Origin of the sequence: Cellulomonas taurus (assembly GCF_012931845.1) — a bacterium.
In the GTDB taxonomy this organism is placed as follows: Bacteria; Actinomycetota; Actinomycetes; order Actinomycetales; family Cellulomonadaceae; genus Cellulomonas; species Cellulomonas taurus.
The window spans coordinates 2,307,054-2,331,325 of the sequence record NZ_CP051884.1 but is presented as its reverse complement, the minus strand read 5'-3'; the positions used below and the strand labels follow the sequence as shown (position 1 = coordinate 2,331,325).

The 24,272-nt window shown below is 71.9% G+C and carries 25 protein-coding genes and 2 tRNA genes; 13 read left to right on the top strand and 14 right to left on the bottom strand.

Annotated elements, in window-relative coordinates; genetic code table 11:
* Positions 1–54 precede the first annotated feature (54 nt).
* Entirely contained in the window at positions 55–1,140 is a 1,086-nt protein-coding gene (locus HGK68_RS10815; protein WP_169165968.1) for a PP2C family protein-serine/threonine phosphatase, read from the top strand.
* Positions 1,141–1,234: 94 nt separating this feature from the next.
* Positions 1,235–1,591, top strand: coding sequence for an MGMT family protein (locus tag HGK68_RS10810; protein WP_169165967.1), 357 nt, complete (start codon positions 1,235–1,237; stop codon positions 1,589–1,591).
* 81 nt (positions 1,592–1,672) lie between these two features.
* Here the strand turns inward: HGK68_RS10810 and HGK68_RS10805 are convergent, their stop codons facing one another.
* The gene (locus HGK68_RS10805; protein ID WP_169165966.1) at positions 1,673–3,142 is read right to left on the bottom strand and encodes an MFS transporter; all 1,470 of its coding nucleotides are present in this window, start codon (positions 3,140–3,142) and stop codon (positions 1,673–1,675) included.
* 88 nt (positions 3,143–3,230) lie between these two features.
* On the opposite strand from HGK68_RS10805, the gene HGK68_RS10800 reads away from it, so the two are divergent.
* The gene (locus tag HGK68_RS10800) at positions 3,231–3,875 is read left to right on the top strand and encodes a TetR/AcrR family transcriptional regulator (RefSeq protein ID WP_169165965.1); all 645 of its coding nucleotides are present in this window, start codon (positions 3,231–3,233) and stop codon (positions 3,873–3,875) included.
* Here HGK68_RS10800 and HGK68_RS10795 read toward each other — a convergent pair.
* From HGK68_RS10795 to HGK68_RS10755, 9 genes are all read right to left on the bottom strand, one after another.
* The gene (locus HGK68_RS10795; RefSeq protein WP_169165964.1) at positions 3,850–4,335 is read right to left on the bottom strand and encodes a CoA-binding protein; all 486 of its coding nucleotides are present in this window, start codon (positions 4,333–4,335) and stop codon (positions 3,850–3,852) included. The two genes, HGK68_RS10800 and HGK68_RS10795, sit on opposite strands and share 26 nt — an antisense overlap.
* Positions 4,332–5,645 carry an O-acetylhomoserine aminocarboxypropyltransferase/cysteine synthase family protein gene (locus tag HGK68_RS10790; RefSeq protein ID WP_169165963.1) on the bottom strand — a complete coding sequence of 438 codons (1,314 nt, stop codon included), beginning with the start codon at positions 5,643–5,645 and terminating at the stop codon, positions 4,332–4,334. Before HGK68_RS10790 ends, HGK68_RS10795 begins: the two co-directional genes overlap by 4 nt.
* Entirely contained in the window at positions 5,642–7,672 is a 2,031-nt protein-coding gene (gene acs, locus HGK68_RS10785; RefSeq protein WP_169165962.1) for an acetate--CoA ligase, read from the bottom strand. The genes HGK68_RS10790 and acs overlap by 4 nt, the downstream gene beginning before the upstream one ends.
* Entirely contained in the window at positions 7,669–8,526 is an 858-nt protein-coding gene (locus HGK68_RS10780) for an ABC transporter permease (RefSeq protein ID WP_169165961.1), read from the bottom strand. The genes acs and HGK68_RS10780 overlap by 4 nt, the downstream gene beginning before the upstream one ends.
* A 2-nt stretch (positions 8,527–8,528) precedes the next feature.
* The gene (locus HGK68_RS10775) at positions 8,529–9,581 is read right to left on the bottom strand and encodes an aliphatic sulfonate ABC transporter substrate-binding protein (RefSeq protein ID WP_169165960.1); all 1,053 of its coding nucleotides are present in this window, start codon (positions 9,579–9,581) and stop codon (positions 8,529–8,531) included.
* A 32-nt stretch (positions 9,582–9,613) separates the two neighbouring features.
* Positions 9,614–10,420 (bottom strand): ABC transporter ATP-binding protein, encoded by an 807-nt coding sequence (locus HGK68_RS10770; RefSeq protein WP_169165959.1) that lies wholly within the window; start codon positions 10,418–10,420, stop codon positions 9,614–9,616.
* Positions 10,421–10,733: 313 nt separating this feature from the next.
* Positions 10,734–11,777, bottom strand: a complete 1,044-nt coding sequence (locus HGK68_RS10765) for an LLM class F420-dependent oxidoreductase (RefSeq protein WP_169165958.1) — start codon at positions 11,775–11,777, stop codon at positions 10,734–10,736.
* 81 nt (positions 11,778–11,858) lie between these two features.
* Positions 11,859–12,833 carry a DUF1648 domain-containing protein gene (locus tag HGK68_RS10760; protein ID WP_169165957.1) on the bottom strand — a complete coding sequence of 325 codons (975 nt, stop codon included), beginning with the start codon at positions 12,831–12,833 and terminating at the stop codon, positions 11,859–11,861.
* Entirely contained in the window at positions 12,830–13,198 is a 369-nt protein-coding gene (locus tag HGK68_RS10755) for a GntR family transcriptional regulator (RefSeq protein ID WP_169165956.1), read from the bottom strand. Before HGK68_RS10755 ends, HGK68_RS10760 begins: the two co-directional genes overlap by 4 nt.
* Positions 13,199–13,260: 62 nt before the next feature.
* On the opposite strand from HGK68_RS10755, the gene HGK68_RS10750 reads away from it, so the two are divergent.
* Positions 13,261–13,713, top strand: coding sequence for a methylglyoxal synthase (locus HGK68_RS10750; protein ID WP_169165955.1), 453 nt, complete (start codon positions 13,261–13,263; stop codon positions 13,711–13,713).
* A gap of 1 nt (position 13,714) precedes the next feature.
* Here the strand turns inward: HGK68_RS10750 and epsC are convergent, their stop codons facing one another.
* On the bottom strand, positions 13,715–14,317 hold the full coding sequence (gene epsC, locus HGK68_RS10745) for a serine O-acetyltransferase EpsC (RefSeq protein ID WP_169165954.1): 603 nt from the start codon (positions 14,315–14,317) through the stop codon (positions 13,715–13,717).
* A 5-nt stretch (positions 14,318–14,322) separates the two neighbouring features.
* A complete protein-coding gene (gene cysK, locus HGK68_RS10740) occupies positions 14,323–15,258 on the bottom strand; it encodes a cysteine synthase A (protein ID WP_169165953.1) in 936 nt (311 codons plus the stop codon).
* Between the two features lie 327 nt (positions 15,259–15,585).
* On the opposite strand from cysK, the gene HGK68_RS10735 reads away from it, so the two are divergent.
* Positions 15,586–16,518, top strand: a complete 933-nt coding sequence (locus tag HGK68_RS10735; protein WP_169165952.1) for an alpha/beta hydrolase — start codon at positions 15,586–15,588, stop codon at positions 16,516–16,518.
* A gap of 39 nt (positions 16,519–16,557) precedes the next feature.
* Here HGK68_RS10735 and HGK68_RS10730 read toward each other — a convergent pair whose 3' ends face one another.
* Positions 16,558–17,163, bottom strand: coding sequence for a sugar O-acetyltransferase (locus HGK68_RS10730; protein ID WP_169165951.1), 606 nt, complete (start codon positions 17,161–17,163; stop codon positions 16,558–16,560).
* A 47-nt stretch (positions 17,164–17,210) separates the two neighbouring features.
* Positions 17,211–17,281 (bottom strand) — tRNA-Gly (locus tag HGK68_RS10725).
* An 83-nt stretch (positions 17,282–17,364) separates the two neighbouring features.
* Here HGK68_RS10725 and HGK68_RS10720 point away from each other — a divergent pair.
* The 8 genes from HGK68_RS10720 (at position 17,365) to HGK68_RS10685 (ending at position 24,252) form a co-directional block, all read left to right on the top strand.
* A tRNA-Pro gene (locus HGK68_RS10720) sits at positions 17,365–17,438 on the top strand.
* Positions 17,439–17,465: 27 nt separating this feature from the next.
* Positions 17,466–18,014 (top strand): hypothetical protein, encoded by a 549-nt coding sequence (locus HGK68_RS10715; protein ID WP_169165950.1) that lies wholly within the window; start codon positions 17,466–17,468, stop codon positions 18,012–18,014.
* A gap of 193 nt (positions 18,015–18,207) precedes the next feature.
* Complete coding sequence (gene tig, locus HGK68_RS10710) at positions 18,208–19,539, top strand: trigger factor (RefSeq protein ID WP_169167076.1); 1,332 nt, start codon at positions 18,208–18,210, stop codon at positions 19,537–19,539.
* A 186-nt stretch (positions 19,540–19,725) separates the two neighbouring features.
* Positions 19,726–20,346 (top strand): ATP-dependent Clp protease proteolytic subunit, encoded by a 621-nt coding sequence (locus HGK68_RS10705; protein WP_169165949.1) that lies wholly within the window; start codon positions 19,726–19,728, stop codon positions 20,344–20,346.
* A gap of 33 nt (positions 20,347–20,379) precedes the next feature.
* Entirely contained in the window at positions 20,380–21,081 is a 702-nt protein-coding gene (locus HGK68_RS10700) for an ATP-dependent Clp protease proteolytic subunit (protein ID WP_281358346.1), read from the top strand.
* 197 nt (positions 21,082–21,278) lie between these two features.
* Complete coding sequence (gene clpX, locus HGK68_RS10695; RefSeq protein WP_169165948.1) at positions 21,279–22,571, top strand: ATP-dependent Clp protease ATP-binding subunit ClpX; 1,293 nt, start codon at positions 21,279–21,281, stop codon at positions 22,569–22,571.
* A 43-nt stretch (positions 22,572–22,614) separates the two neighbouring features.
* Positions 22,615–22,932 carry a chorismate mutase gene (locus HGK68_RS10690; RefSeq protein ID WP_169167074.1) on the top strand — a complete coding sequence of 106 codons (318 nt, stop codon included), beginning with the start codon at positions 22,615–22,617 and terminating at the stop codon, positions 22,930–22,932.
* Positions 22,933–23,052: 120 nt separating this feature from the next.
* Complete coding sequence (locus tag HGK68_RS10685; RefSeq protein WP_169165947.1) at positions 23,053–24,252, top strand: baeRF2 domain-containing protein; 1,200 nt, start codon at positions 23,053–23,055, stop codon at positions 24,250–24,252.
* Positions 24,253–24,272 lie beyond the last annotated feature (20 nt).

Genomic DNA, 24,272 nt, shown 5'->3' with positions numbered 1-24,272 from the left:
CGCCGACGACATAGACGATTTATCGCCTGGTCGGCCCGGTACTGTCGGCGCACCATGCAGCACGGCCCCGCTCGCTCGCCGAGCGTTCTGGATCAGGTCCGCGGACGGTTGCTCCGCTGGGGCCTCGGCTCACAGCGTGCGCTGACGCTGCTGCTGGTCGGGTTGACGGTGCTGGCGACGTTCGGGATGACCACCGCACCGAGCTGGGTGCCACCGGCGACCTTCGTGCTGATCGAGCTGCTGGGCGCCTTCCTGCTGCGGCTGCGGCCGATGATCCTGCTGTGCGGCGCGATCGTGGTGCAGGTGGCGGTGGTCCTGGCGCTCGGGGTCGGGACGTTCACCCCGGGCGTGGTGGTCTTGCAGGCGGTCACGATCGTGGCGGTGCTCGGCTTCGCCGCCCATCGTGAACGGTTGGGGCTGCAAGGTGCTCCGGGAGAGCTGATGCTGGTCGACCTGCGGGACCGGATCGCCGCGCACGGGCAGGTGCCGACACTGCCGACCGGGTGGTCGGTGGAGACCGCGCTGCGACCCGCGCACGCCGAGGCGTTCTCCGGCGACTTCGTGGTCACCGCCGACCGTCCCGGGTTGGTGGAGCTGGCGCTGGTGGACGTCTCCGGGAAGGGGCAGGCGGCCGGGGTGCGCAGCCTGCAACTCTCCGGGGCGCTCGCGGGCATGATCGGCTCGCTGCCGGCCCGCGACTTCCTGCCCGCCGCCAATGCCTATCTGCTGGGGCGGCGCTGGGAGGAGGGCTTCGCCACCGCCGTCCACCTGACCGTGCACCTGGAGACCGGCCTGTACACGGTGGCCTTGGCCGGGCACCTGCCGCCGATCCATCTCAAGGCCGGGTCCGGTCGGGTCGATCTGCTGCCCCAGCTGCGCGGTCCGGCGCTCGGGGTGATCGCCGACCCGGAGTTCGTGACCGGCACCGGCCGACTGGGGCCAGGGGACAGCCTGATCCTCTACACCGACGGTTTGGTGGAGACACCGGGACGCGACCTCGACCTCGGCATCGACCGCCTGATGGGGGCGGCCGAGGAGGTGCTGGCCACGGGGCGCGGCGGAGCCGAGGAACTGCTGCGCGCGGTGCGGGCACCGGAGGGGGACGACCGGGCGCTGGTGCTGGTCCGCCGGTCGCGCTGAGCGCGATCTTCCCGCGCCGCACGCCGCCCACACGCGGCTCCAGGGCGACCAGGCACGGTTGACCGGGCGGTGTCGGGTCCGGTGAGGTGGCGGCGTGGATCCCGAGTACATCGCCGCCGTGCGCGCCCTGGTCCGGCGGATCCCGCCCGGGCGGGCGATGACCTACGGGCTGATCGCCGAGGTGGTCGCCGACGAGCTGGTCGCCGCCGGGGGGACTGCTCGTGGCGGGCCGCGTCAGGTCGGTCGGATCATGGCGGCCGGTGACGGCGACTGGCCGTGGTGGCGGGTGGTCAACGCCGCCGGGTCGCCGCCTGCCCCGTATGCCGAACGGGCCGCCGGGCACTGGCGGGCCGAGGGGACGCCGCTCACCGCCGACGGCACCCGGGTCGCTCTGCGTCGCGCCGTGTGGTTCCCGGAACAGGACGAGCCGGGCACCGGCCGGGGTCGGTGACCCGGGGAGGCGACGGCCCAGAGCCCCCGGGGGCAGCGTCGGGGGCGGACAGTGCCCGACCCGGCCCCCGACGCCGTGGCCTCAGTGCGCGACCACCGGCTCCAGCCCGGCCGGAACCGCCGCCTGCCGGGCGACCCGGTCGCCCCGTCGCCGGAACAGCACCGCCGCCAGCACCGCTCCGCCGAGGAAGATCCCGGCCGACCAGCCGTAGGCCGTGTCGAAGGAGTGCAGGGACGCCTCGGCGATCACCTCGGGCGTCGCCGGTGCGTGATCGGCGATGTAGGCGGCCGCGGCCGTGGTGGCCAGGGTGTTGAGCAGGGCGGTGCCGATCGCGCCGCCGACCTGCTGGCTGGTGGACACCAGCGCGGAGGCGGCTCCGGCCAGTCGTTGGTCGACGCCGAGGGTCGCCAACTGGAAGGACGCGGGCATGATCGACGCCATCCCGACGCCCATCAGGATGAGACCGGGCAGCACGTGCAGGTAGCTGCTGTCCGACTCCAGCCGGGTGAAGGAGAGCATGGCGAGCGCCGCCAGGCTCATCCCGATCGGCACCAGGACCTTGGGACCGAACCGGGGGATCAGCAGGTTGGACTGCACCTGGGCGGTGACGATGATCGAGGCAACCATCGGCAGGAAGGCCACACCGGTGCGCATCGGGGTGAAGCCGAGGGTGCCCTGCAGGTAGTAGGTCAGGAACAGGAAGACGCCGAACATCCCGGATCCGGCGACCAGGATGGCCAGGAAGGACGCGCCTCGGTCGCGGTCGAGCACCACGCCGAGCGGCAGCACCGCGTGGCTGGCGGTGCGCTGCCGGATCACGAAGCCGATCAGCAACAGGACGCTGGCCGCCAGCGGACCCCAGGTCGCCACCGCGTCCCAGCCCTGCGGCTCGGCCTGGGAGAAGCCGAGGACGAGGGCGAACAGACCGACCGAACCGAGCAGGACACCGGGGACGTCCAGTCGGTGGTCGGCGGCCCCGCCGGTGCGGGACAGCAGGACGATGCCGCCGACCAGCGCGACGACCGCGATCGGCACGTTGACGTAGAGGTTCCAGCGCCAGTCGAAGTTCTCGGTCAGGTAGCCGCCGAGCAGCAGGCCGATGGCGCCGCCCATCCCGGCGATCGCCCCGAAGATGCCGAAGGCCCGGCCGCGTTCGGCGGGGACGGTGAAGGTGGTGGTGAGCACGGAGAGGGCTGCCGGGGCGAGGGCGGCGGCGAACACCCCCTGGAGGGCGCGGGCGGCGACCAGCAGCTCGAAGGTCCCCGCCGCACCGCCGAGGGCGGAGGACACCGCGAAGCCGATCAGGCCGATCAGGAACATCCGGCGTCGGCCGAACATGTCGGCCAGTCGTCCGCCGAGCAGCAGCAGGCTGCCGAAGGCCAGGGCGTAGGCGGTGACGATCCACTGCCGGTCGTTGTCGCTGAAGCCGAGCTCGGCCTGGGCCGAGGGCATCGCGATGTTCACGATGGTCGCGTCCAGCACGACCATCAGCTGAGCGAGCGCCACGGTGGCCAGGACGAGCCAGCGCGTGCGAGAGGTGGGGGAGGACATGGCGGAGACGATAAACCGAAACCCGTCAGTTCCGAAACTCCACAGTCTCGATTTGGCAGGATGTTCATCCGGTGGCAGCATGACGGGCGTGACCGACGCTGCGATCCCCGACGCCACCTGCCGTCCGGGGCGCCGCCGTGATCCGGGCAAGGACGAGGCGATCCTGCAGGCCACCCGCGAGCTGCTCACCGAGCGCGGCTACGAGGCGATGACCATGGACGCCGTGGCCGAGCGCGCCGGGGTCGGCAAGGCCACCGTGTACCGCCGCTGGTCCTCCAAGCCTCGGCTGACCGTGGACAGCCTGCTGTGCGCCAAGCAGCTGAACGCCGACGAGGTGCCGGACACCGGGTCGCTGCGCGAGGACCTGTTGGCGGTCGCCACCCTCGCCACCCGGATGAAGAACGACGAGCTGATGTCCGGCCTGATCGTCGCGGTCAAGGCCGAGCCCGAGGTGGCCGGGGTGTTCCACGAGCAGTTCGTCGCCGGGCGGGTGCGGCTGATGCGCACCCTGCTCGAACGCGCCCGGGAGCGCGGTGAGGTGCATCCGGAGGCCGACCTGGACATGATCGCGGCGGTCGGCCCGGCGATGATCCACTACCGCAAGCTGGTGGCGCACCTGCCGATGAACACCGAGTTCCTGGAGCGGATGATCGACTCGGTGGTCCTCCCGCTGACGCTCAGCCCGGCCAGTGCGCCCCCCGCGGAGGTCAGCTCAGCGCTCGCCGCGCGCTGATCACCCCGGTGTCGAAGCCCGCCAGATGCAGCCCGCCGTGGAACCTGGCGTGCTCGATCTTCACGCACCGGTCCATCACGACGGTCAGCCCCGCCGCCTGGCCGCGCCGGGCGACCTCCTCGTGCCAGGACCCGAGCTGCAACCACAGGGCGGGCGCACCCACCGCCAGGGTCTCGTCCAGCACCCCGGGCAGGTCGTCGTGCCGCTGGAACACGTCCACCAGGTCCGGAGTCTCCGGCAGGTCCGCCAGCGAGGGATACACCGGCTGGCCGAGGATCTCGGTCTCGCGCGGGTTGACCAGGAACAGCCGGTACGGCGAGCTGGACAGCAGGTAGGTGGTGACGAAGTAGCTGGCCCGCGCCGGGTTGTTCGACGCGCCGACGATGGCGATCGACCGGGTGCGGCGCAGCAGGGCGAGCCGCTCCTGCGCCGAGGGGCCCTGCCAGGTGCGGGTGGTCATCGCCGAACCTCCGTGGTCGCCGCGGTGAGTGCCTGATCCAGATCCCACAGGATGTCCTCGGGATCCTCCAGTCCGACGCTGATCCGCACCAGGTCGTCGGGCACCCCGGCGGCGGCGAGCTGCTCCGCCGAGAGCTGCTGGTGGGTGGTGGACGCGGGGTGGATCACCAGAGTGCGCGAGTCGCCGACGTTCGCCAGGTGGCTGGCCAGCTGCAGGTGCTCGATGAACCGGCGACCGACCTCCCGACCGTCCCGTCCGCCGCCGGGTGCCAGGCGGAAGGCGAACACCGACCCGGGCCCCTGCGGCAGGTACCGCTGAGCGCGGTTGAAGTGCTGGTGGGTGGGAAGGCCCGCCCAGTGCACCGCCGACACCCGAGGATCGGCGGCCAGCCACTCGGCGACGGTCCGGGCGTTCGCCAGGTGCGCGTCCAGCCGTTGCGGCAGGGTCTCCACCCCCTGCAACAGCTGGAAGGCCGACTGCGCCGACAACGACGGTCCGATGTCCCGCAACTGCTCGGAGCGCAGCTTGGTCAGGAAGCCGTACTCGCCGAAGTTCTCCCACCACTTCACGCCGTTGTAGCTGGGCACCGGCTCGGTCATCTGCGGGAAGTTGCCGTTGCCCCAGTCGAAGCGGCCGGACTCGACGACCACGCCGCCGAGCGTGGTGCCGTGCCCGCCGAGGAACTTGGTCGCCGAGTGGATCACGATGTCCGCGCCGTGCTCGATCGGCCGGATCAGGTACGGGGTGGTCAGGGTCGAGTCGACCACCAGCGGGATGCCCGCCGCGTGCGCCACCTCGGCCAGACCGGCCAGGTCGGCGATCTCCCCGGAGGGGTTGGCGACCACCTCGGTGTAGAGCACCTTGGTGTCCGGACGGATCGCCGCGGCGTAGTCCGCCGGGTCGGTTCCGGGCACGAAGGTGGTATCGACCCCGAATCGGCGCAGGGTCACGTCCAGTTGGGTGACGGTGCCGCCGTACAGCTGGGAGCTGGCCACCACATGGTCGCCGGCGCCGACCAGCGCGGCGAAGGTGATGAACTCGGCGGCCATCCCGGAGGCGGTCGCCACCGCACCGATCCCGCCCTCCAGGGAGGCGATCCGTTCCTCCAGCGCGGCCACCGTGGGGTTGCCCAGCCGGGAGTAGATGTTCCCGTACTTCTGCAGCGCGAACAGGTTCGCCGCATCGGTGGTGTCCTGGAAGACGAAGGACGTGGTCTGGTAGATCGGCACCGCGCGCGCCCCGGTGGCGGCGTCGGGCACCCCGCCGGCGTGCAAGGCGCGGGTGCGGAAACCGAACTGGTGGTCGCTCATGCGGTGGTCTCTCCCACGGTGGTGCGGTGGACGGCGAGCAGGTCGGCGACCTGCCGCACCGCCCAGGGGTTCTGCAAGGAGGTGCTGTCACCGAGCGCCCGACCGTCGTGCAGGTCGGCGAGCAGGCGGCGCAGGATCTTGCCGGAACGGGTTTTGGGCACCTCGGGCACCAGGAACAGGTGCCGGGGCTTGGCGACCGGCCCGATCTGCGCGGCGACGTGCTGGCGCAGGCCGTCCCGCAGCTCGGCGGTCGCCCGCTGCCACGCGGCCAGGTCGCCGGGGTCGGCGGGGGCCACGGCGGGCACCACGAAGGCGGCCACCGACTGACCCGTCACCGGGTCGTCCACCCCCGCGACCCCGGCCTCGCCGACCGCCGGGTGGGCGACCAGCGCGGACTCGATCTCGATGGTGGACAGCCGGTGCCCGGAGACGTTCACCACGTCGTCCACCCGGCCCAGTAGCCAGATGTCGCCGTCGGCGTCCCAGGAGGCACCGTCCCCGGCCAGGAAGTAGCCCTGCGCCGCGAAGGTGCGCCAGTAGGCGTCCCGGTAGCGCTCCGGATCGCCCCACACGGTGCGGGCCATGCCGGGGAACGGGCGGTCGATCACCAGATAGCCACCGGCGCCGCGCGGCACCTCCCGGCCTTCGGCGTCGACGACCTTCGCCGAGAGGCCGGGCAACGGGCGGGTGGCGGAACCGGGTTTCAGGGTGGAGGAGCCGGGCAGCGGGGCGATCACGGCCGCCCCGGTCTCGGACTGCCACCAGGTGTCCACCACCGGGGCCGATCCGGCGCCGAACTGGTCGCGGAACCACATCCACGCCTCGGGGTTGATCGCCTCGCCGACGGTGCCGAGCAACCGGATCGACGACAGGTCGTGGCCGGCGGGCAGGCCCTCGGGGAACCAGGTCATGAAGGTGCGGATCAAGGTCGGCGCCGTGTAGTAGGTGGTGACGCCGTAGCGCTCGATCACCTCCAGGTGGCGCTCGCGGTGCGGGGTGTCCGGGGTGCCCTCGTAGATCACCTGGGTCAGGCCGTTGCTGAGCGGTCCGTAGATCTCGTAGGTGTGGGCGGTGACCCAGGCCAGGTCGGCGGTGCACCAGTGCACGTCGTCTTCCCGGGCGTCGAACACCGCCCAGTGCGTCCAGGACGCCTGGGTCAGGTACCCGCCGGTGGTGTGCACCAGCCCCTTCGGCTTCCCGGTGGTGCCGGAGGTGTAGATGACGAACAGCGGGTGCTCGGCGTCGAAGGAGTCGGCGTGGTGCACGGGGTCGGCGGTGTCGACGAGTTCGTGCCACCACACGTCGCGGCCCGGGGTCCAGGTGACGTCCTGCCCGGTCCGGCGCACCACGAGCACGTGCTCGACGTGGTCGAGTCCGTCCACCGCCGCGTCGGCCGCCGACTTCACCTCCACCGCCGTCCCGCGACGGAACTGGCCGTCGCTGGTGACCAGCAGCTTCGCCCCGGTGTCCTGCACCCGGAACCGCACCGCGTCGGCGCTGAAGCCACCGAAGACCAGGGAGTGCACGGCGCCGATCCGGGCGATGGCCAGCGTGACGATGATCGTCTCGGCGATCACCGGCAGGTAGACCACCACCCGGTCGCCCGGGCCGATGCCCAGCGCGGTGAGCGCGTTCGCCGCTCGGCAGACCTCGTCCCGCAGCTCGCGGTAGGTGTACGAGCGGCGGTCGCCGTTCTCGCCCTCGGCGTGGATCGCGATCTTGTCCCCGCGACCGGCGTCGACGTGCCGGTCCACGCAGTTCACCGCCGCGTTCAGCCGCCCGCCGACGAACCACTCGGCCCGGGGCACTGTCAGTTCCCCGTCCTGCCACACCGGCGGTTGCCAGGTGTGGGCGGTGTGCCAGGGGCTGTCCCAGGTCAGGCGTCGCGCCGCCTCCTCCCAGAACGCCACCGGGTCGGCCTCGCCCGCCGCGAGCAGTGCCGCGTGCTCGGCCGGACCGATCTGCCAGTCACCGGCCGGGGCGGGGAAGCGTCGCCGTTCGTCGTTCAGGGTGTCGAAGGTGGTCATGCCCAGCGCCTCCCCAGCAGTCGTTCGCCGAGGCCGATCAGCCCGTCGGTCACCTTGCCGAGCCCCGCCAGCAGCACGATCGCCAGCAGGATCCGGTCCACCCGGCCGTTGTTGCCGGAGTCCATCAGCAGGAAGCCCAGCCCCATCGACGACGCGAGCAACTCGGCCGCCACCAGGAACAGCCAGGACTGGGCCAGTGCCAGCCGCAGTCCGGCCACCACGCCGGGCACCGTCGCGGGCAACTGCACCCCGGCCAGCAGGCGAGCGCCGCGCAGCCCGTAGGCCCGACCGGCCTCGACCAGCAGCGGGTCCACGTGCCGGAGCCCGGCGACCACGGTGGTGTACACCGGGAAGAACGCGCCGATGGCGATCAGCACGATCTTCGGCTCCTCGCCGATCCCCATCCAGAGCAGCAGCAGCGGCACCCAGGCGAGTGACGGCACCGCCCTGATCGCCCCGAGGACCGGTTCCAGCAGTGCCGCCGCCACCCGGGACAGGCCGACCACCGAGCCGATCACGAGACCGAGCGCCGCGCCGATCGCGAAGCCGATCAGCACCCGCTGGGTGGAGATCGCCACGTACTGGCCCAGCAGCCCACGTTGCGCCAGGTCGACGGCGGCCGTCCAGACCGAGGCGGGCGCGGGCAGCTGGTACGACCGGACCCACCCGGCGCTGGTGACCAGCTGCCACACCAGGAGCAGCAGCAGCGGGACGACGGCACCCAGGGCGATCCGCACACCGCGTCGTTCCAGCGGTCCGCGTCGCCAGCGCCCGGGCACCGCGGCGCGGAACGGGTTGCGCACCGTGGCCGTGATCGAGTGGGGCCGGTCGGCTGCCTGCGTGACGGTGCTCATGGTCAGCCCGCGATGGTGCTCGGGTCGGCGGCCTCGGCGTAGGTCGGCTCGAACAGCTCGTCCAGCGCGGCGTCGACATCCCCCTGGCTGGCGACGTCACCGGACTCGACCAGGATCGGTCCGACCACGGAGAGCACTTCGCGCTGCGCCGCACCCGGGACCGGGTCGATGTCCAGCCCGGTGCGCTCGGTGATCACGGTCTCGGCCACCGCGGGGTCGATGCCCGCGACCTCGGCCAGGATCGACACCACCTGCTCCGGGTTCTCCTGCGCCCAGGCACGCGCCTTCTCGTAGGCGTCCACCACGACCTGCGCCAGGTCCGGGCTGGTGTCCAGGAAGTCCTGGGTCGCGTTCAGGAAGCCGTAGGTGTTGAAGTCCACGTTCCGGTACAGCAGCGTCGACCCGGCCTGCGCCTGGGAGGCGGCCATCAGCGGGTCGAGGCCGGACCAGGCGTCCACCGACCCGTTCTCCAGCGCCGCCTTGCCGTCCGCGTGCTGGAGGTTCTGCACCTCGACGTCGGCGGGGTCCACCCCGGCCTCGTCCAGGGCCTGCAGCAGGAAGAAGTACGGGTCGGTGCCCTTGGTCGCGGCGACGGACTTGCCCGCCAGGTCCTGCACGCTGGTGATGTCCGACCCGGCCGGGACCACCAGGGCCGACCACTCCGGCTGGGAGTAGATGTCGATGGTGCGGATGGGCGATCCGTTGGCGCGGGCCAGCAGTGCCGCCGACCCGGCGGTGGAGCCGACGTCGATCGCCCCGCCCCGCAGCGCCTCGTTGGCCTTGTTGGACCCGGCGGACTGCACCCACTCCACGTCCACGTCGTCGCCCAGGGTGTCCTCGATCCAGCCCTGGTCCTTGATCACCAGGCTGAGCGGGTTGTACGTGGCGAAATCGAGCGTCAGCGTGTCGGCGCTCCAGTCGGAGCCGGAGCCGGAGGCCGCGGGGTCGGCGGCGGGTTCGGCGGCGCTGCCCTCACCGGAAACGCAGCCGGCGACGGCCAGGGTGGCGGCGAGGGAGGTGGCGGCCAGGGCCAGTCGGAAGGTGCGTGCGGTCATCGTCGGTCTCCGGATCGGGGGGAGGGGGAGGGTCAGATCGAGTGGTGCAGGTCGGGATCGTGGTGGTGGGTGGGCACGCCGAGGCCGTCCAGCAGCTCGGCGCGCAGTTCGGCCAGGTGTCGGTCGGCGCGGTCCCGTGGCCGGTCACCCGGCACCGTCAGCACCCGGCGCACCGACCCGGTCTCATCGGTGGGGGCGCCGAGCAGCACCACCCGGTCGGCCAGGTAGAGCGCCTCGTCCACGTCGTGGGTGACCAGCAGGACGGTCACCGGGTTCGCCGCGTGCACCGCCAGCAGCAGGTCCTGCATCCGCAGTCGGGTCAGCGCGTCCAGTGCGCCGAACGGCTCGTCCAGCAGCAGGACACCCGGACGGCGGGCGAGCGCCCGCGCCAGGGACGCCCGCTGCGCCATGCCGCCGGACACCTGCCGGGGGCGCAGCCGCGCCGAGGACTCCAGCCCGACCAGCTCCAGCAGCCGGGCCACCTGCTCCGCGCCCGCCGAGCGGCCGGTGCCGCGGGGCAGCCCCAGGGCGACATTGCGCGCGATGGTGCGCCACGGCAGTAGGCGTGGCTCCTGGAAGGCGACGGCCGTGCGCGGGTCCAGGCCCCCGACCGGGGTGTCGGCCAGGGTGATCGTGCCGCCGTCCGGGGTGTCCAGCCCGGCGACCTGACGCAGCAGGGTGGACTTGCCGCAGCCGGAGGCGCCGATCACCGCGACGATCTCACCGGCCGCGATGTCCAGGTCGACCCGGTCCAGGACGGTGCGCGCGCCGTCCGGCCCGGGGAAGCTGCGGCGCACGTCGCGCAGACCGACCGGCAGGGCAGAGGGGGTGTGGCTCATCAGGGGGCATCCCGGGGCTGGGACGACGGCGGAGGACCGTCGGCGAGGCGGTGGTGGGCGGGTCGACGCGGGCGGCGCGGGGCCGCGGAGGAACTACCTCAGGCGTGACAGCGCGGACAGCGACAGGGGAGCACGGCGCACATTCGCACGGCTGCCTCCTTCGCGTCTTGACCACTGAGACGTGACGCTCACGCCTCGGGATGTGGGAAACCTAGCGGCGCGCGGAAGGGGTGGGCAAGGCTTGAGACGGGTCGTCTTACTGGCTGGGACGATCGCCTGCCGGGTGCCGGTCAGCGGTCAGCGGCCCACGAGTTCAGCCGTGGGCGCCCAGCGCCTCCGCCACCGCGGGAAGGTCAGCCGGCGCGCACTGCAACACCATCGTGGTGACGGCGGTGCGCTGCCACGCTGCCGCTAGCCGGGCGATGTCGGTCGCCGTGCCGACCAGCGCCACGTCCAGCACCAGCTCGGTCGGCACCGCCGCGGCCGCGCGTGAGCGGTCCCCGGCCGCCCAGTGCGCCTGGATCTCGGCGCAGGCATCCGCGTAGCCCAGCCGGGCGAGCGCGTTCGCGTGGTAGTTCGCCCCCTTCGCCCCCATGCCCCCGGCATAGAGCGCCACGAACGGGCGGATCCGGTCGGCGGCCGACTCCACGTCCGTGCCGACGGACACCGGCACCGTCGCGGACACCTCGAACCGCGCCGGGTCGCAGGCCCCGGCCGCCCGCCGGGTGAATCCCTCCGCGAGCAGCTCGCGGAACTCCTCGTCCAGTCGCGGGGTGTAGAACAGCGGCAGCCAGCCGTCGGCGATCTCCGCGGTCAGCGCGATGTTCTTCGGGCCCTCGGCCGCGAGGTGGATCGGCAGGTCCGCCCGCAGCGGATGCACCGTCGACCGCAGTGCCTTGCCCAGCCCCATCCCCTCGCCCTCCGGCAGTGGGAGCCGGTAGAACGCCCCGTCCGCGCGCACCGGTGCCTCCCGGCGCAGCACGTCCCGCACGATCGCCACGAACTCCCGGGTCCGGGCCAGCGGTCGGGGGTACGGGGCGCCGTACCAGCCCTCGACCACCTGCGGGCCGGAGACCCCGAGGCCCAGGGTGAAGCGCCCGCCGGAGAGGTGGTCCAGCGTGAGCGCCGCCATCGCGGTGGCGGTGGGGGTACGGGCGGCGATCTGGGCCACGGCGGTGCCGAGGCGGACCGTGCTGGTGGTCGCGCCCCACCAGGCGAGCGGGGTGAAGGCGTCGGAGCCGTAGGCCTCGGCGGTCCACACCGAGTCGATGCCGAGCCGGTCGCACTGCTGGACCGCCTCCGCGACGCCGGGCGGTGGACCCGCCGACCAGTAGCCGGTGTGGAATCCGATGCGCATGCCCCTGCTCCCGTCATCGTCGACGGCGCCATGCTGCCCGGTGGGCCGCGCCACGTCGACCCGGGCGGCAGGCAGCACGGCTCAGGTGCGCGGTGTGGGCCCGTCGGTGTCCTGGGCCCGCTCCGCCAGTGTGGTCAGCAGCGCCGCCCCGGTCGCGGCATCCGGCACGGTCACCACCAGGTCGCGCCCGCCGGTGCGCAGCACCCGGATGGCCTCCCCGGCGCGCAGCACCCACCCGACCTCGCCGCCGCGTCCCACCCGGACGCCCCAGCCGCCGAACTCCCGGAACGGGCTGACCTGCGCCACCTCGACCCCGACGATCTCGGTGGCCGGGACGTGGGTCCGCGGCCAGCCCAGTGCCGAACGCAGGCGCAGCCCGGTCGCGTCGACCGTCACCCGGAACACCAGCATCGTGGCGAGCAGGGCCGCCAGGAGCGCGCCGATCAGGATCAGCGCGGGCATCCGCAGCACGACCGCCAGCACCAGCATGCCCACGGTGGTCACGCCGCCGACCCCCAGCCCTACTGGGCTGCTCACCTGCTGGCTCCAGACGGCGCGTTCGTGGCTGGACAGCGGGAGGCGGGGGCCGGAGATCGAGCCGCGGGCAGGGACGGGTCGGTCGCCCGGCACCGCCCACGCCGCCAGTGCGCCGAGTGCCAGCCCGGCCAGGGTGCTCACCGCGATCACCCCGTCGACGGCGCCGACCTGCGTGGCGTCGGAGAGTCCGCGACTGGCGTTCAGGGTGCCGAGCAGGTTCGACGCGCCGAAGGCACTGGCCCCGACGGCGACCCCGACCCCGATCCGCCGGGTGATCGACGACTGGCCGCGCAGCAGGGCGATCAGCCAGCCGATCACCGCCACCGCGCCGAACACCGCGAGCAGCACGCCGACAAAGCCGCCGAACGAGCCGAAGCCGTCGGCCCCGTCCGCGCCGAAGTGGGTCGCCACCGGGTCGGGCAGATCGTCCCGCCACGACCAGGACACCAGCCCAGCGGCGGTGAGCAGGGCTGCGGAGGGCAGCAGGGCGAGCAGCGTGGTCGACAGCCGGTGGTTCATCGGGTCTCCGTCCTGGCCAGGCGCGCACGCACCAGACCCAGTGTGGTGGCGGTGGCGAGTCCGAGGTCGTCGGCGGCCGTCGCCAGGGCGTCCAGGGCCTCCCGGAGCGCACCGAAGTCCTGGTCGCCCCGCTCGGCGACCACCGCGCCCCGGCCGCGCCGCAGCTCGATCAGCCCTTCGTCCCGCAGCTCCTGGTAGGCGTGCAGCACGGTGTGCAGGTTCACGTCCAGGGACCCGGCGAGCTCCCGGGCGGAGGGCAGTCGGGTGCCGGGGGAGAGGTCGCCGCCGATCACCGCGGCACGCACCTGCCCGGCCAGCTGGGCGAACAGCGGCTCGTCGGCGGTGGGGTCGATCCTGAACAACATGGCAGCACTCTAGTTGTTCCATGAGAACTAGAACAATTGGCGGGGCGATCTACGCTGAGCCCATGTCCTCAGCCGTGCATCACATCGCCCTGGTGGCCCACGACAACAAGAAGGTCGAGCTGCTGCGCTGGGCCGAGTTCAACCGCGGGACCCTGTCCCGCCACCACCTGTACGCCACCGGCACCACCGGCACCATGCTGGAGTACGAGCTCGGCCTGCCCGTGACCCGGCTGCTGTCCGGCCCGGTGGGTGGCGACCAGCAGATCGGGGCGAAGATCGCCGAGGGTCTGATCGACATGCTGGTGTTCTTCTGGGACCCGCTGGAGCCGCAGCCGCACGACCCCGACGTCAAGGCGCTGCTGCGGATCGGCGCGGTCTGGAACGTCCCGATGGCCAGCAACCGGGCCACCGCCGACATGCTGATCTCCTCGCCGCTGCTCGCCGAGCCCTGGACCAATCGTCCGGAGATCGGTGCCCGCACCTGGAGCGAGGGGACGGCCGGGGCAGCCGAGTGAGTCAGATGTAGATCGCCGGGTCGTCGATCTCCGGTTCCGGGGGCGCGGCGGCAGGCTTGCGACGCACCGTCGCCGGCACGCCGACCGCGACCTCGCCCGGCGGCACATCCTTGAGCACGACAGCATTCGCACCGATCTGCGCCCCGTCACCGATCCAGACCGCACCCAGCACCTTCGCCCCGGCACCCACCACCACGCGGTCGCCGACAGTCGGATGCCGCTTGCCCTGGCGCATCGACTTGCCGCCCAGGGTCGCCCCGTGGAACAGCAGCACGTCGTCGCCGACCACCGCCGTCTCCCCGATCACCACGCCCATGCCGTGATCGATGAACAGGCGCCGCCCGATGGTCGCCCCGGGGTGGATCTCCACCCCGGTGACGGCGCGGGAGACATGGGCCAGGAGCCGGGCCGGCAGTCGCAGGCCCGGCACCAGCCACATCCGGTGCGCCACCCGGTGCGCCCACACCGCGTGCAGGCCCGGGTACACCAGGGCGACCTCGACCAGGGACCGCGCCGCCGGGTCACGTCGGCGGGCGGTCTCCAGGTCCTCACGCAACGTGCGCAGGAATCGACGCAACGGGGCGTGCGAACGGGTCGAGGTCATCCGGGTCAGTCCAGCAGGTCGGCGTAGAGGATGGTGGACAGGTAGCGCTCACCGAAGGACGGGATGATCGTGACGATCAGCTTCCCGGCGTTCTCCGGTCGCTTCGCCAGCTCGATCGCCGCGTGCAGGGCGGCCCCGGAGGAGATGCCGACCAGCAGGCCCTCGTCGGTGGCCGCCTGCCGGGCGACCTTCACCGCGGTGTCCGCGTCGACGTCGATGATCTCGTCGTAGATCGAGGTGTCCAGGATCTCCGGCACGAAGTTCGCCCCGATGCCCTGGATCTTGTGCGGCCCGGGCTGCCCGCCGTTCAGGATCGGCGACTCGGCGGGCTCCACCCCGACGATCTGCACCGACGGCTTGCGCTCCTTGAGCACCTGGCCGACACCGGTGATGGTGCCGCCGGTGCCGATCCCGGCGGCCAGGATGTCGACGGCGCCGTCGGTGTCGTTCCAGATCTCCTCGGCGGTGGTCTTGCGGTGGATCGCCGGGTTGGCCTCGTTGGCGAACTGGCGGGCCAGGATGGCGCCGGGGCGCTCCTCGACGACCTCGTTCGCCCGGTTCACCGCCCCCTTCATCCCCTCGGCCGCCGGGGTCAGGATCAGCTCGGCGCCGAAGGCCCGCAGCAGCGCGCGCCGCTCCTTGGACATCGACTCGGGCATGGTCAGCACGACGTCGTACCCGCGCGCGGCACCGACGAAGGCCAGGGCGATGCCGGTGTTGCCGCTGGTCGCCTCGACGATGGTCCCGCCGGGCTGCAGCTGACCCGAGGCCTCGGCGGCATCGACGATCGCGACGCCGATCCGGTCCTTCACCGAGTTCGCCGGGTTGTAGAACTCCAACTTGCCGACCACCGTGGCGCCCAGGCCCTCGGTCAGCTTGTTGATCCGGACCAGCGGGGTGTTGCCGATCAGCTGGGTCGCGTCGTCGTAGATGCGTGCCATGTCATCGTCCTGTCTGGGAGAAGGTGCGGGGACGGGGCGAGCGCTGGCCCGGGGTCACGACGACCCCACCGCGGGCGGCGGCCAGCGCTCTAGCGACAGCGACAGGCGACGGCGGGAACGGCGAGCAGGGGCGACGACGACATCGTGTGCTCCCCTCGGGTTCCGCGGCGATCTCGACCGGATCGGCCGAGCTGACGGTAGCCGTAACAGCCTGACCCCGACAAACATGCCCGAACCCGCCGCACCCGTCCACCGTGGGGCGCCCGGTCCTGATCGCGCCGCTGTTCCGCTGCTGTCCCCGGCACCCGGACGTGCCACGATGCCCCGGTGACCGACATCGACGTCCTGGGACCCGACTGGCGGCGGCGCACCCTGCCGCTGCGCCCCGACCTGCCCGGCCGCCCGGATCCGGTCGCCACCCTGGTGCACCACCGCGACGCGGGGCAGGACCCCGATCGTCCGGCGGTGCTCTACCTGCACGGCTTCGTCGACTACTTCTTCCACACCCACGTGGCCGAGGCGCTGGCCGCACGGGGGATCGACCTCTATGCGCTCGACCTGCGCGACTACGGCCGCTCCATCCGGCCCGGACGTCGGCCGAACACCACCCGGTCGCTGGGGGTGTACGCCGAGGAGATCGACACCGCCGTCCACCTGCTGCGCCGTCGGCACCGCCGGGTCGTGCTGCTCGGCCACTCCACCGGCGGCCTGATCGCCGCGCTGTGGGCCGACGCGCGCCGGGGCACCGGGCTGATCGACGCCCTGGTGCTGAACAGCCCGTGGCTCGACCTACGCGGCACCGCCGTCGAACGCACCGTCCTGACCGGGGTGATCGACGTGCTCGGTCTGCTCGCCCCGGATCTGCCGCTGCGCCGCCTCGCCCCGCACTACGGCGAGGCACTGCACGCGCAGTGGGGCTACGACCTGGCCTGGAAGCCGCACACCGCGTTCCCGGCCCGGGCGTCCTTCGTGCGGGCGGTGCGCCGTGGTCAGGCGGCCGTCCGTCGTGGTCTCGCGGTCGACGTGCCGATCCTGCTGCTCACCTCGGACAGCACCGGTCCGGACGACCGGTGGCACGAGCACCTGCTCAGCACGGACTCGGTGCTCGACGTCGCCGACATGTGGCGGCTCGCGCCGAACCTGGGCGAGGACGTGACGGTCGAGGTGATCGACGGCGGTGCCCACGACCTCGCCCTGTCGGCGGAACCCGCCCGGCGTGCGTACCTGGAGGCCGTCGCCGACTGGGTCGAACGCAGCTGACGCAGCAGGCACGGTCGACGCCGTGCAACCGCCGCTGGCTCAGACCTCCCGGATCACCCGGGCCGGGTTGCCGCCCACGACCACGCCCGCCGGGACGTCCTTGGTCACCACCGCCCCGGCCGCGATCACGCTGTCGGCGCCGATGGTCACGCCCGGGCAGACCACGACGCTGCCGCCGAACCACACGTTGTCGCCCACGGTGATCGGCAGCGCCCGCTCCCAGCCCTCGCGCCGCAGCGCCGGATCCGTCGGGTGGTTCGAGGTGTAGAACCGGGCGTCCGGCCCGACCAGCACATCCGCGCCGATGGTCACCCGCCCGCCGCCGATCACCAGGAACCCGGTGTTGATGAAGCTGCGGTCGCCGATGCTCAGGTGCGGGCCGTACTCGACGTAGAACGGCGGCCGGAAGTCGGCCCCCTCGCCGAACGACCCGACCGTCTCACGCAGCAACGCCAGCCCGGCCGTCGGGTCCTCGCGGTACAGCTCCGCGATCCGGCGCGACGCCTCGTGCCCGGCGGCCGTGATCTCGCCCAGCTCGGGGGAGAGGCGGTAGCGGTACCAGTCACCGGCCAACAGCCGCTCGTACTCCGAACGCGGGTCGGTGGGGTCGGGCTGGGCGACTGCGGCGTCGCGGGTGACTGTCATGGCAGGAAGCCTAGGACGTCCGCACGGGCCGGGACCCGGGACCAGGGAGCGGATGACGGGAATCGAACCCGCGTAATCAGTTTGGAAGACTGAGGCTCTACCATTGAGCTACATCCGCGCGGATCCGGGTCGCTCCCGGATCGCCTGACCACCATACCGGGTCCCGCCGCTGGTCCGTGCACCAGTAGACTCGCCCCCGCACGGGATGTGGCGCAGGTTGGTAGCGCGTCCGCTTTGGGAGCGGAAGGTCGTGGGTTCGAATCCCGCCATCCCGACTCGTCTGATCGGACAGGGGTACCGGTGTGCTCGACCATCTGCGGTTCGTCGCCGGGGAGTCGCCCACCCACGCATTGCGCTTCTGGGAACCGGTGATCAACGGGCGCCCCCTGCGTGAGGTGCTCGACGCGGCCGGCGAGGATCCCGCCGCCGGTGAGGTCGGTGCGTACGTCCCGGTGTTGGTGCACGACTGGCCCGGCGGGCTGCCCGATGACGTGCTGGTGCTGCTGGGGGAGCGAGCACCCCAGGTTGCCGGTCGCGTGCCGCTGTACGTGTGCCCGGACTGCGGCGACCTCGGCTGCGGTGCGATCACCGTGGCGGTGTACCGGGCCCGCGACACCGTGATCTGGCGGGACTTCGGCTGGGACGACCTCGGTGGAGCCGACGACGACCCCGTGCGCCTGGCCGTCCCGGCGATGACCTTCGACCGTCGGGAGTACGAGGCCGAGCTCCGCCGGTTCGTCACCACCTTCGACCAGGTGCGTGCTGCCGCCGCGCCCCGATCCTGGCCCGCCGCGGACGCGCAGGAAGGCCCGGCCGCGCGGCCCCACCGGTGGTGGCCGTTCCGGCGCTGAGCCGACCCCCGCCCCGAGGACGGCCGAGCGCCCGGCCCGTGATCGGCGGCCCACACTGTTTGGCCCCGCCGCCGCCCCGTGGCGTAGGCTCGGTCAGCCGTCGCGCGCGATCAGTCATGCCCGCGCGCAGGGTGCTGGCCCATGATCGGGTCGGCCCGGCCATCGACCGTCCGATCAGTTGGAGATCATCGAAGTGAAGAGCGCCGTCGAGACCCTGGAGCCCACCAAGGTCAAGCTGACCATCGAGGTGTCGTACGACGAGCTCAAGCCGAGCATCGACCACGCCTACTCGCACATCGCGGAGCAGGTGAACATCCCCGGCTTCCGCAAGGGCAAGGTGCCGCCGCGCATCATCGACCAGCGCGTGGGTCGTCCGGCCGTGATGGAGCACGCCGTCAACGACGGTCTGTCCGAGTTCTACGCCTCGGCCGTCCGCGACAACAGCCTGCGGCCGCTGGGCCAGCCGGAGATCGACGTCACCAAGGTTCCCGGCCTGACCGCCGGTGACGAGGGCGACCTGGTCTTCACCGCCGAGGTCGAGGTTCGCCCGGAGATCGAGATCCCTGAGCTGGACGGCCTGAGCATCTCGGTCGACGGCCTGGAGGTCTCCGAGGAGGACGTGCAGGGTCGGCTGGACCAGCTGCGCGAGCGCTTCGGCACCCTGGTCGGCGTCGACCGCCCGGCCGCCGACAAGGACTTCGTCGTGATCGACCTGGTCGCCAAGATCGGCGACGAGGAGGTCGACACCGTCTCCGGCATCTCCTACCAGATCGGTTCCGGCAACATGCTGGAGGGTCTGGACGAGGCGCTGACCGGTCTGTCCGCCGGTGAGACCACCACCTTCGAGACCGAGCTGGTCGGCGGCGAGCACGCCGGCGAGAAGGCTCAGGTCACCGTCACCGCGTCCCAGGTCAAGCAGCGCGACCTGCCCGAGGCCGACGACGACTTCGCCCAGATGGCGTCCGAGTTCGACACCATCGCCGAGCTGACCGACGACCTGCGCGAGCAGGCCGGCCGGATCAAGGGCCAGAACCAGGCCGTGCAGGCCCGTGACCTGCTGCTGGAGCAGCTGGTGGCGAAGGTCGAGATCCCGGTGCCGTCCGGTGCCGTCGAGGCCGAGGTCCACCGTCACCTGGAGCAGGAGGGCCGTCTGGACGACGACACCCACCGCGCCGAGGTGAAGGAGCAGGCCGAGACCGCCCTGCGCAACCAGATCCTGCTGGACACCCTGGCCGAGAAGCTCGAGGTCAAGGTCGCCCAGGGCGAGCTGATCGACTACCTGGTGTCGGCCTCCCGCCAGTACGGCATGGACCCGAACACCTTCATCCAGACCATCGACCAGCAGGGCCAGATCCCCGCGATGGTCGCCGAGGTCGCCCGGTCCAAGGCCCTCGCGGTCGCGCTGCGCCGGATCGCCGTCACCGACGACAAGGGTGCGGCTGTCGACCTGTCCGAGTACATCGGTTCGGACGAGGATGACGCGGCGCTGGAGCAGGCCGAGGACGAGGCCACGCAGGAGGCCTGACACCTCGTACCCAAGCCCCGTCGCACACGTTCGTGCGGCGGGGCTTGTGTCATTCCGGGTCTCCGCCGACGGCAGCGCACGTGCGCCAACAGCGAAACGGGGCACCGGCGGGAGGATTCGCAGGTGACCCGGGCGTTAGGGTCGCTGCAACGCACGACACCAATCGCACGTCATGAGGGAGCCTTCGTGAACGACCAGACGCCGGCCATCGCCCGGGCAGAGTCCGGGGGCCTCGGCCTCAACGACTCCATCTACAACCGGCTCCTGCGTGAGCGGATCATCTGGCTGGGGTCGGAGGTCCGGGACGAGAACGCCAACGCCATCTGCGCGCAGATGATGCTGCTGGCCGCCGAGGACCCGGACAAGGACATCTTCCTGTACATCAACTCGCCCGGTGGCTCGATCACCGCGGGCATGGCGATCTACGACACCATGCAGTTCATCAAGCCGGACGTCGCCACCGTGGCGATGGGCATGGCGGCCTCGATGGGCCAGTTCCTGCTCTCCTCGGGTGCCAAGGGCAAGCGCTACGCGACCCCGCACGCCCGGGTGATGATGCACCAGCCCTCCGGCGGGATCGGCGGCACCGCCACCGACGTCCGGATCAACGCCCAGCTGATCCTGCACATGAAGACCGTGCTGGCCGAGCTGATCGCCGAGCAGACCGGCAAGTCCGTCGAGCAGATCACCGCCGACTCGGACCGTGACCGCTGGTTCACCGCCCCCGAGGCGCTGGAGTACGGGTTCATCGACAAGGTCGTCACCCACGCCGGCTCGGTCGCCGGCGGCGGCGGCACCAACGCCTGAACCCCCAGACCTGACTTCTTCGAAGGAGAACCCGTGAGCACCGAGTCGCAGTTCATCGCCCGCGCCGGGCGCCTCGCCGGGGGCTGGGGCGCCGCTTCCCAGTCGCCGTCGTCCCGTTACGTGCTGCCCCAGTTCGAGGAGCGCACCGCGTACGGCTTCAAGCGCCAGGACCCGTACACCAAGCTGTTCGAGGACCGGATCATCTTCCTCGGCGTGCAGGTGGACGACGCCTCCGCGGACGACATCATGGCCCAGCTCCTGGTGCTGGAGAGCACCGACCCGGACGGGCCGATCACGCTGTACATCAACTCGCCCGGTGGCTCGTTCACCGCGCTGACCGCGATCTACGACACGATGCAGTACATCAAGCCGCAGATCGCCACCGTCTGCCTCGGCCAGGCCGCCTCCGCGGCCGCCGTGCTGCTGGCCGCCGGTTCGCCCGGCCGCCGACTGGCGCTGCCGAACGCCCGCGTGCTGATCCACCAGCCCGCGATGGAGGGCGGCGGCTACGCCCAGGCGTCCGATATCGAGATCCACGCCAACGAGCTGATCCGGATGCGGGAGTGGCTGGAGGCGACCCTGGCGCACCACACCGGCCGTGAGCTGGAGCAGGTGAAGCAGGACATCGAGCGCGACAAGATCCTGACCGCCGCGCAGGCGCTGGAGTACGGCATCGTGGACCAGGTGCTGGAGAGCCGGAAGGGCGTCCAGGCCACCACGGTCGAGCCGAAGTGATCGCCACCGTGCCCCGGGTGCTCCGGCATCCGGGGCACGGTGCACGACACGCCAGGTCCGGGGGTGTCCGGCTGACACCGACCCGGGCCGTGGTGTGCAATGGTTCATCGGGTGTTCGCGGGCTGGTGGCCCGCGGTGTGGCGGAACGGCTCGATCGAGACTGACAACGGCGCGGCAGAGCGCACGGGAGGACGACAATGGCTCGCATCGGAGACGGCGCCGACCTGCTCAAGTGTTCGTTCTGCGGCAAGTCGCAGAAGCAGGTGAAGAAGCTCATCGCCGGCCCGGGCGTGTACATCTGCGACGAGTGCATCGAGCTGTGCAACGAGATCATGGAGGAGGAGCGCGCCGAGGCCTCCGAGCTGGGCATGACCGAGCTGCCCAAGCCGAAGGAGATCTTCGACTTCCTCGAGCAGTACATCGTCGGGCAGGAGCCGGCCAAGCGATCGCTCGCCGTCGCGGTGTACAACCACTACAAGCGGATCCAGGCCGGCAACGTGAACGCCGCCTCCGGTGCGCTGAGCGTCGGCTCCGGCGACGACGCCGTCGAGATCGCCAAGTCCAACATCCTGCTGATCGGCCCCACCGGCTGTGGCAAGACCTACCTGGCGCAGACCCTGGCGAAGATGCTGAACGTGCCGTTCGCGCTCGCCGACGCCACGGCGCTGACCGAGGCCGGGTACGTCGGTGAGGACGTCGAGAACATCCTGCTCAAGCTGATCCAGGCCGCCGACTTCGACGTGAAGAAGGCCGAGACCGGGATCATCTACATCGACGAGATCGACAAGATCGCCCGCAAGGCCGAGAACCCGTCGATCACCCGTGACGTGTCCGGTGAGGGCGTGCAGCAGGCGCTGCTGAAGATCATCGAGGGCACCCAGGCGTCGGTGCCGCCGCAGGGCGGTCGCAAGCACCCGCACCAGGAGTTCATCCAGATCGACACCACCAACGTGCTGTTCATCGTCGCCGGCGCCTTCGCCGGGCTGGACGAGATCATCACCAGCCGCTCCGGGCGCAAGGGGATCGGCTTCGGTGCCCCGCTGCACTCGACGGAGGACAAGGACGTCTTCGGCGAGGTCATGCCGGAGGACCTGCTGAAGTTCGGTCTGATCCCGGAGTTCATCGGCCGTGTCCCGGTCATCACCACCGTGTCGCCGCTGGACCAGGAGGCGCTGGTGAAGATCCTCACCGAGCCGCGCAACGCCCTGGTCAAGCAGTACCAGCGGATGTTCGAGATCGACGGCGTGGAGCTGGAGTTCACCGAGGACGCCGTCGCCGCGATCGCCGACCAGGCGCTGCTGCGCGGCACCGGTGCCCGTGGCCTGCGCGCGATCATGGAGGAGGTCCTCCAGCAGGTGATGTTCGAGGTGCCGAGCCGCGACGACGTCGAGCGCGTGGTCGTCACCCGCGAGGTCGTGCTGGAGAACGTGAACCCGACGCTGGTGCCCCGCCAGGCGCCCAAGCGCACCCCGCGGGAGAAGAGTGCCTGAGGTGTCCAGCCCCGCCACCGAGCCCGCGCCGGAAGCATCGACCGTGACCGATGCCGCCCCCGTGGGATCCACTCCCGAGGCGCTGCCGCCCGAGCTGGCGCGGCTGCGCGGCAGCATCGACAACTTCGACGCCGCCCTGATCCACATCCTGGCCGAGCGCTTCAAGGCGACCCGGCAGGTGGGTGCGCTGAAGGCCGAGCTGGGCCTGCCCGCCTCCGACCCCGGCCGGGAGGCCCGGCAGGTGGCGCGGCTGCGCGACCTGGCCCGCGAGTCCGACCTCGACCCGGTGTTCGCGGAGAAGTTCCTCGCGTTCATCGTGGACGAGGTGATCCGGCACCACGAGGAGATCGCGGGACGCTGACCCCCTGATCCCAGTGGCGGGTGACGCCGGGGTGTCAGAGGGTGGTGAGGGTCTTCACGGTCGGCCAGCGCAGGCGACGCCTCGGTGCGCCGACCCCACGGCTCGCACCTGGAGGTTGCCTTGGATCTGCACTGGCTGAAGCCGCTGCTCGGACGTCCCGGCCCGTTCATCACCGTCCTGCTCGACGCCACCCGCTCCGACGCGACCGGCGACGCGGAGGTGGCCGGTCGCTGGAAGTCCCTGCGCCGTGAGCTGGCATCCGCCGGCGCATCGGACCCGGTGCTCGACCTGATCGAGGAGCGGGTCACCCGGCCCGACGGCGTGGCAGGTCCGCACGGTCGGGTGGTGGTGGCCGATGCCGAGGAGATCGTGGTCGACCGCACCGTGAAGGAACCGCCGGCCCAGTCCAGTGCCGTCTACGACGCGGTGCCCGCCCTCGCCCCCGCGGTGCGGGCGGCGGATCAGGCCACCACGTTCGTGCTGGTCGAGATCGACCGCCAGGGTGCGGACCTCACCTGGTCAGACGGCACCTCCGCCCGGCCGGAGCACGAGGTGGTCGAGGGTGACCACGACGTGCTGCACAAGATCCGGGAGGGTGGTGGCTGGTCGCACCGGCGGATGCAGACCCGCGCCGAGGATTCCTGGGAGCGCAACGCCGAGACGGTGGCCGCCGACCTGGACCGGCAGGTGGCCGAGCGGCACCCGGAGATCGTGCTGGTCACCGGCGATGTCCGGGCGGTGTCGCTGCTGCGCGAGGCGGTCGGTCAGCAGGTCCGTGAGCTGCTGTTCGAGGTGCAGGGCGGTTCGCGCGCGGACGGGGTGAACCGGGCGGCGTTCGAGCAGCGGGTGTCGGAGGCGCTGTTCGCGCACCGGGCTCGTCGGCGCGAGGGCGTGGTCGACCGGTTCCGCACCGCGCAGGGTCGGGGCGAAGCGGCCGTCACCTCGGTGGAGGACCTGGTGACCGTGCTCCAGCGCGGCCAGGTCTCCGAGCTGCTGATCCTGGACGACCTCACCCTGCCCGGCTCCGCACTGGCCGAGCGGACGCTCTACGTCGGCCCGGAGCCGTTGCAGCTGGCGGTGCGGGCCGACGATCTCACGGCGCTCGGTGCACCGGAGGGGTCGGCGCGTCCGATGCCCGCCGACGCCGCCATCCTGCGGGCAGCCCTGGGCCAGGACGCCGGGCTCACCCTGGTGCCAGACGGTGCCGCCGATCTGGTCGACGGGGTCGGCGCGATCCTGCGCTGGGTGGACGAGTCGACGCCGAACGAGTCGGTGCCCAGCCAGTCCGCCGACCAGGCGCGACTGCGCGACGTGGTCTGACCACGGCCAGACCCGGCCAT

What these genes read in the sequence shown, in the direction of transcription:
- HGK68_RS10790 (WP_169165963.1), bottom strand. Translation starts at nt 5,645, where the DNA reads ATGAGCGACCACCAGTTCGGTTTCCGCACCCGCGCCTTGCACGCCGGC.
- acs (WP_169165962.1), bottom strand. Translation starts at nt 7,672, where the DNA reads ATGACCACCTTCGACACCCTGAACGACGAACGGCGACGCTTCCCCGCC.
- HGK68_RS10755 (WP_169165956.1), bottom strand. Translation starts at nt 13,198, where the DNA reads ATGTTGTTCAGGATCGACCCCACCGCCGACGAGCCGCTGTTCGCCCAG.
- HGK68_RS10730 (WP_169165951.1), bottom strand. Translation starts at nt 17,163, where the DNA reads ATGACAGTCACCCGCGACGCCGCAGTCGCCCAGCCCGACCCCACCGAC.
- HGK68_RS10780 (WP_169165961.1), bottom strand. Translation starts at nt 8,526, where the DNA reads ATGAGCACCGTCACGCAGGCAGCCGACCGGCCCCACTCGATCACGGCC.
- HGK68_RS10815 (WP_169165968.1), top strand. Translation starts at nt 55, where the DNA reads ATGCAGCACGGCCCCGCTCGCTCGCCGAGCGTTCTGGATCAGGTCCGC.
- HGK68_RS10765 (WP_169165958.1), bottom strand. Translation starts at nt 11,777, where the DNA reads ATGCGCATCGGATTCCACACCGGCTACTGGTCGGCGGGTCCACCGCCC.
- HGK68_RS10775 (WP_169165960.1), bottom strand. Translation starts at nt 9,581, where the DNA reads ATGACCGCACGCACCTTCCGACTGGCCCTGGCCGCCACCTCCCTCGCC.
- HGK68_RS10795 (WP_169165964.1), bottom strand. Translation starts at nt 4,335, where the DNA reads ATGACCACCCGCACCTGGCAGGGCCCCTCGGCGCAGGAGCGGCTCGCC.
- clpX (WP_169165948.1), top strand. Translation starts at nt 21,279, where the DNA reads ATGGCTCGCATCGGAGACGGCGCCGACCTGCTCAAGTGTTCGTTCTGC.
- HGK68_RS10805 (WP_169165966.1), bottom strand. Translation starts at nt 3,142, where the DNA reads ATGTCCTCCCCCACCTCTCGCACGCGCTGGCTCGTCCTGGCCACCGTG.
- epsC (WP_169165954.1), bottom strand. Translation starts at nt 14,317, where the DNA reads ATGACCTCGACCCGTTCGCACGCCCCGTTGCGTCGATTCCTGCGCACG.
- HGK68_RS10770 (WP_169165959.1), bottom strand. Translation starts at nt 10,420, where the DNA reads ATGAGCCACACCCCCTCTGCCCTGCCGGTCGGTCTGCGCGACGTGCGC.
- HGK68_RS10760 (WP_169165957.1), bottom strand. Translation starts at nt 12,833, where the DNA reads ATGAACCACCGGCTGTCGACCACGCTGCTCGCCCTGCTGCCCTCCGCA.
- cysK (WP_169165953.1), bottom strand. Translation starts at nt 15,258, where the DNA reads ATGGCACGCATCTACGACGACGCGACCCAGCTGATCGGCAACACCCCG.
- HGK68_RS10750 (WP_169165955.1), top strand. Translation starts at nt 13,261, where the DNA reads ATGTCCTCAGCCGTGCATCACATCGCCCTGGTGGCCCACGACAACAAG.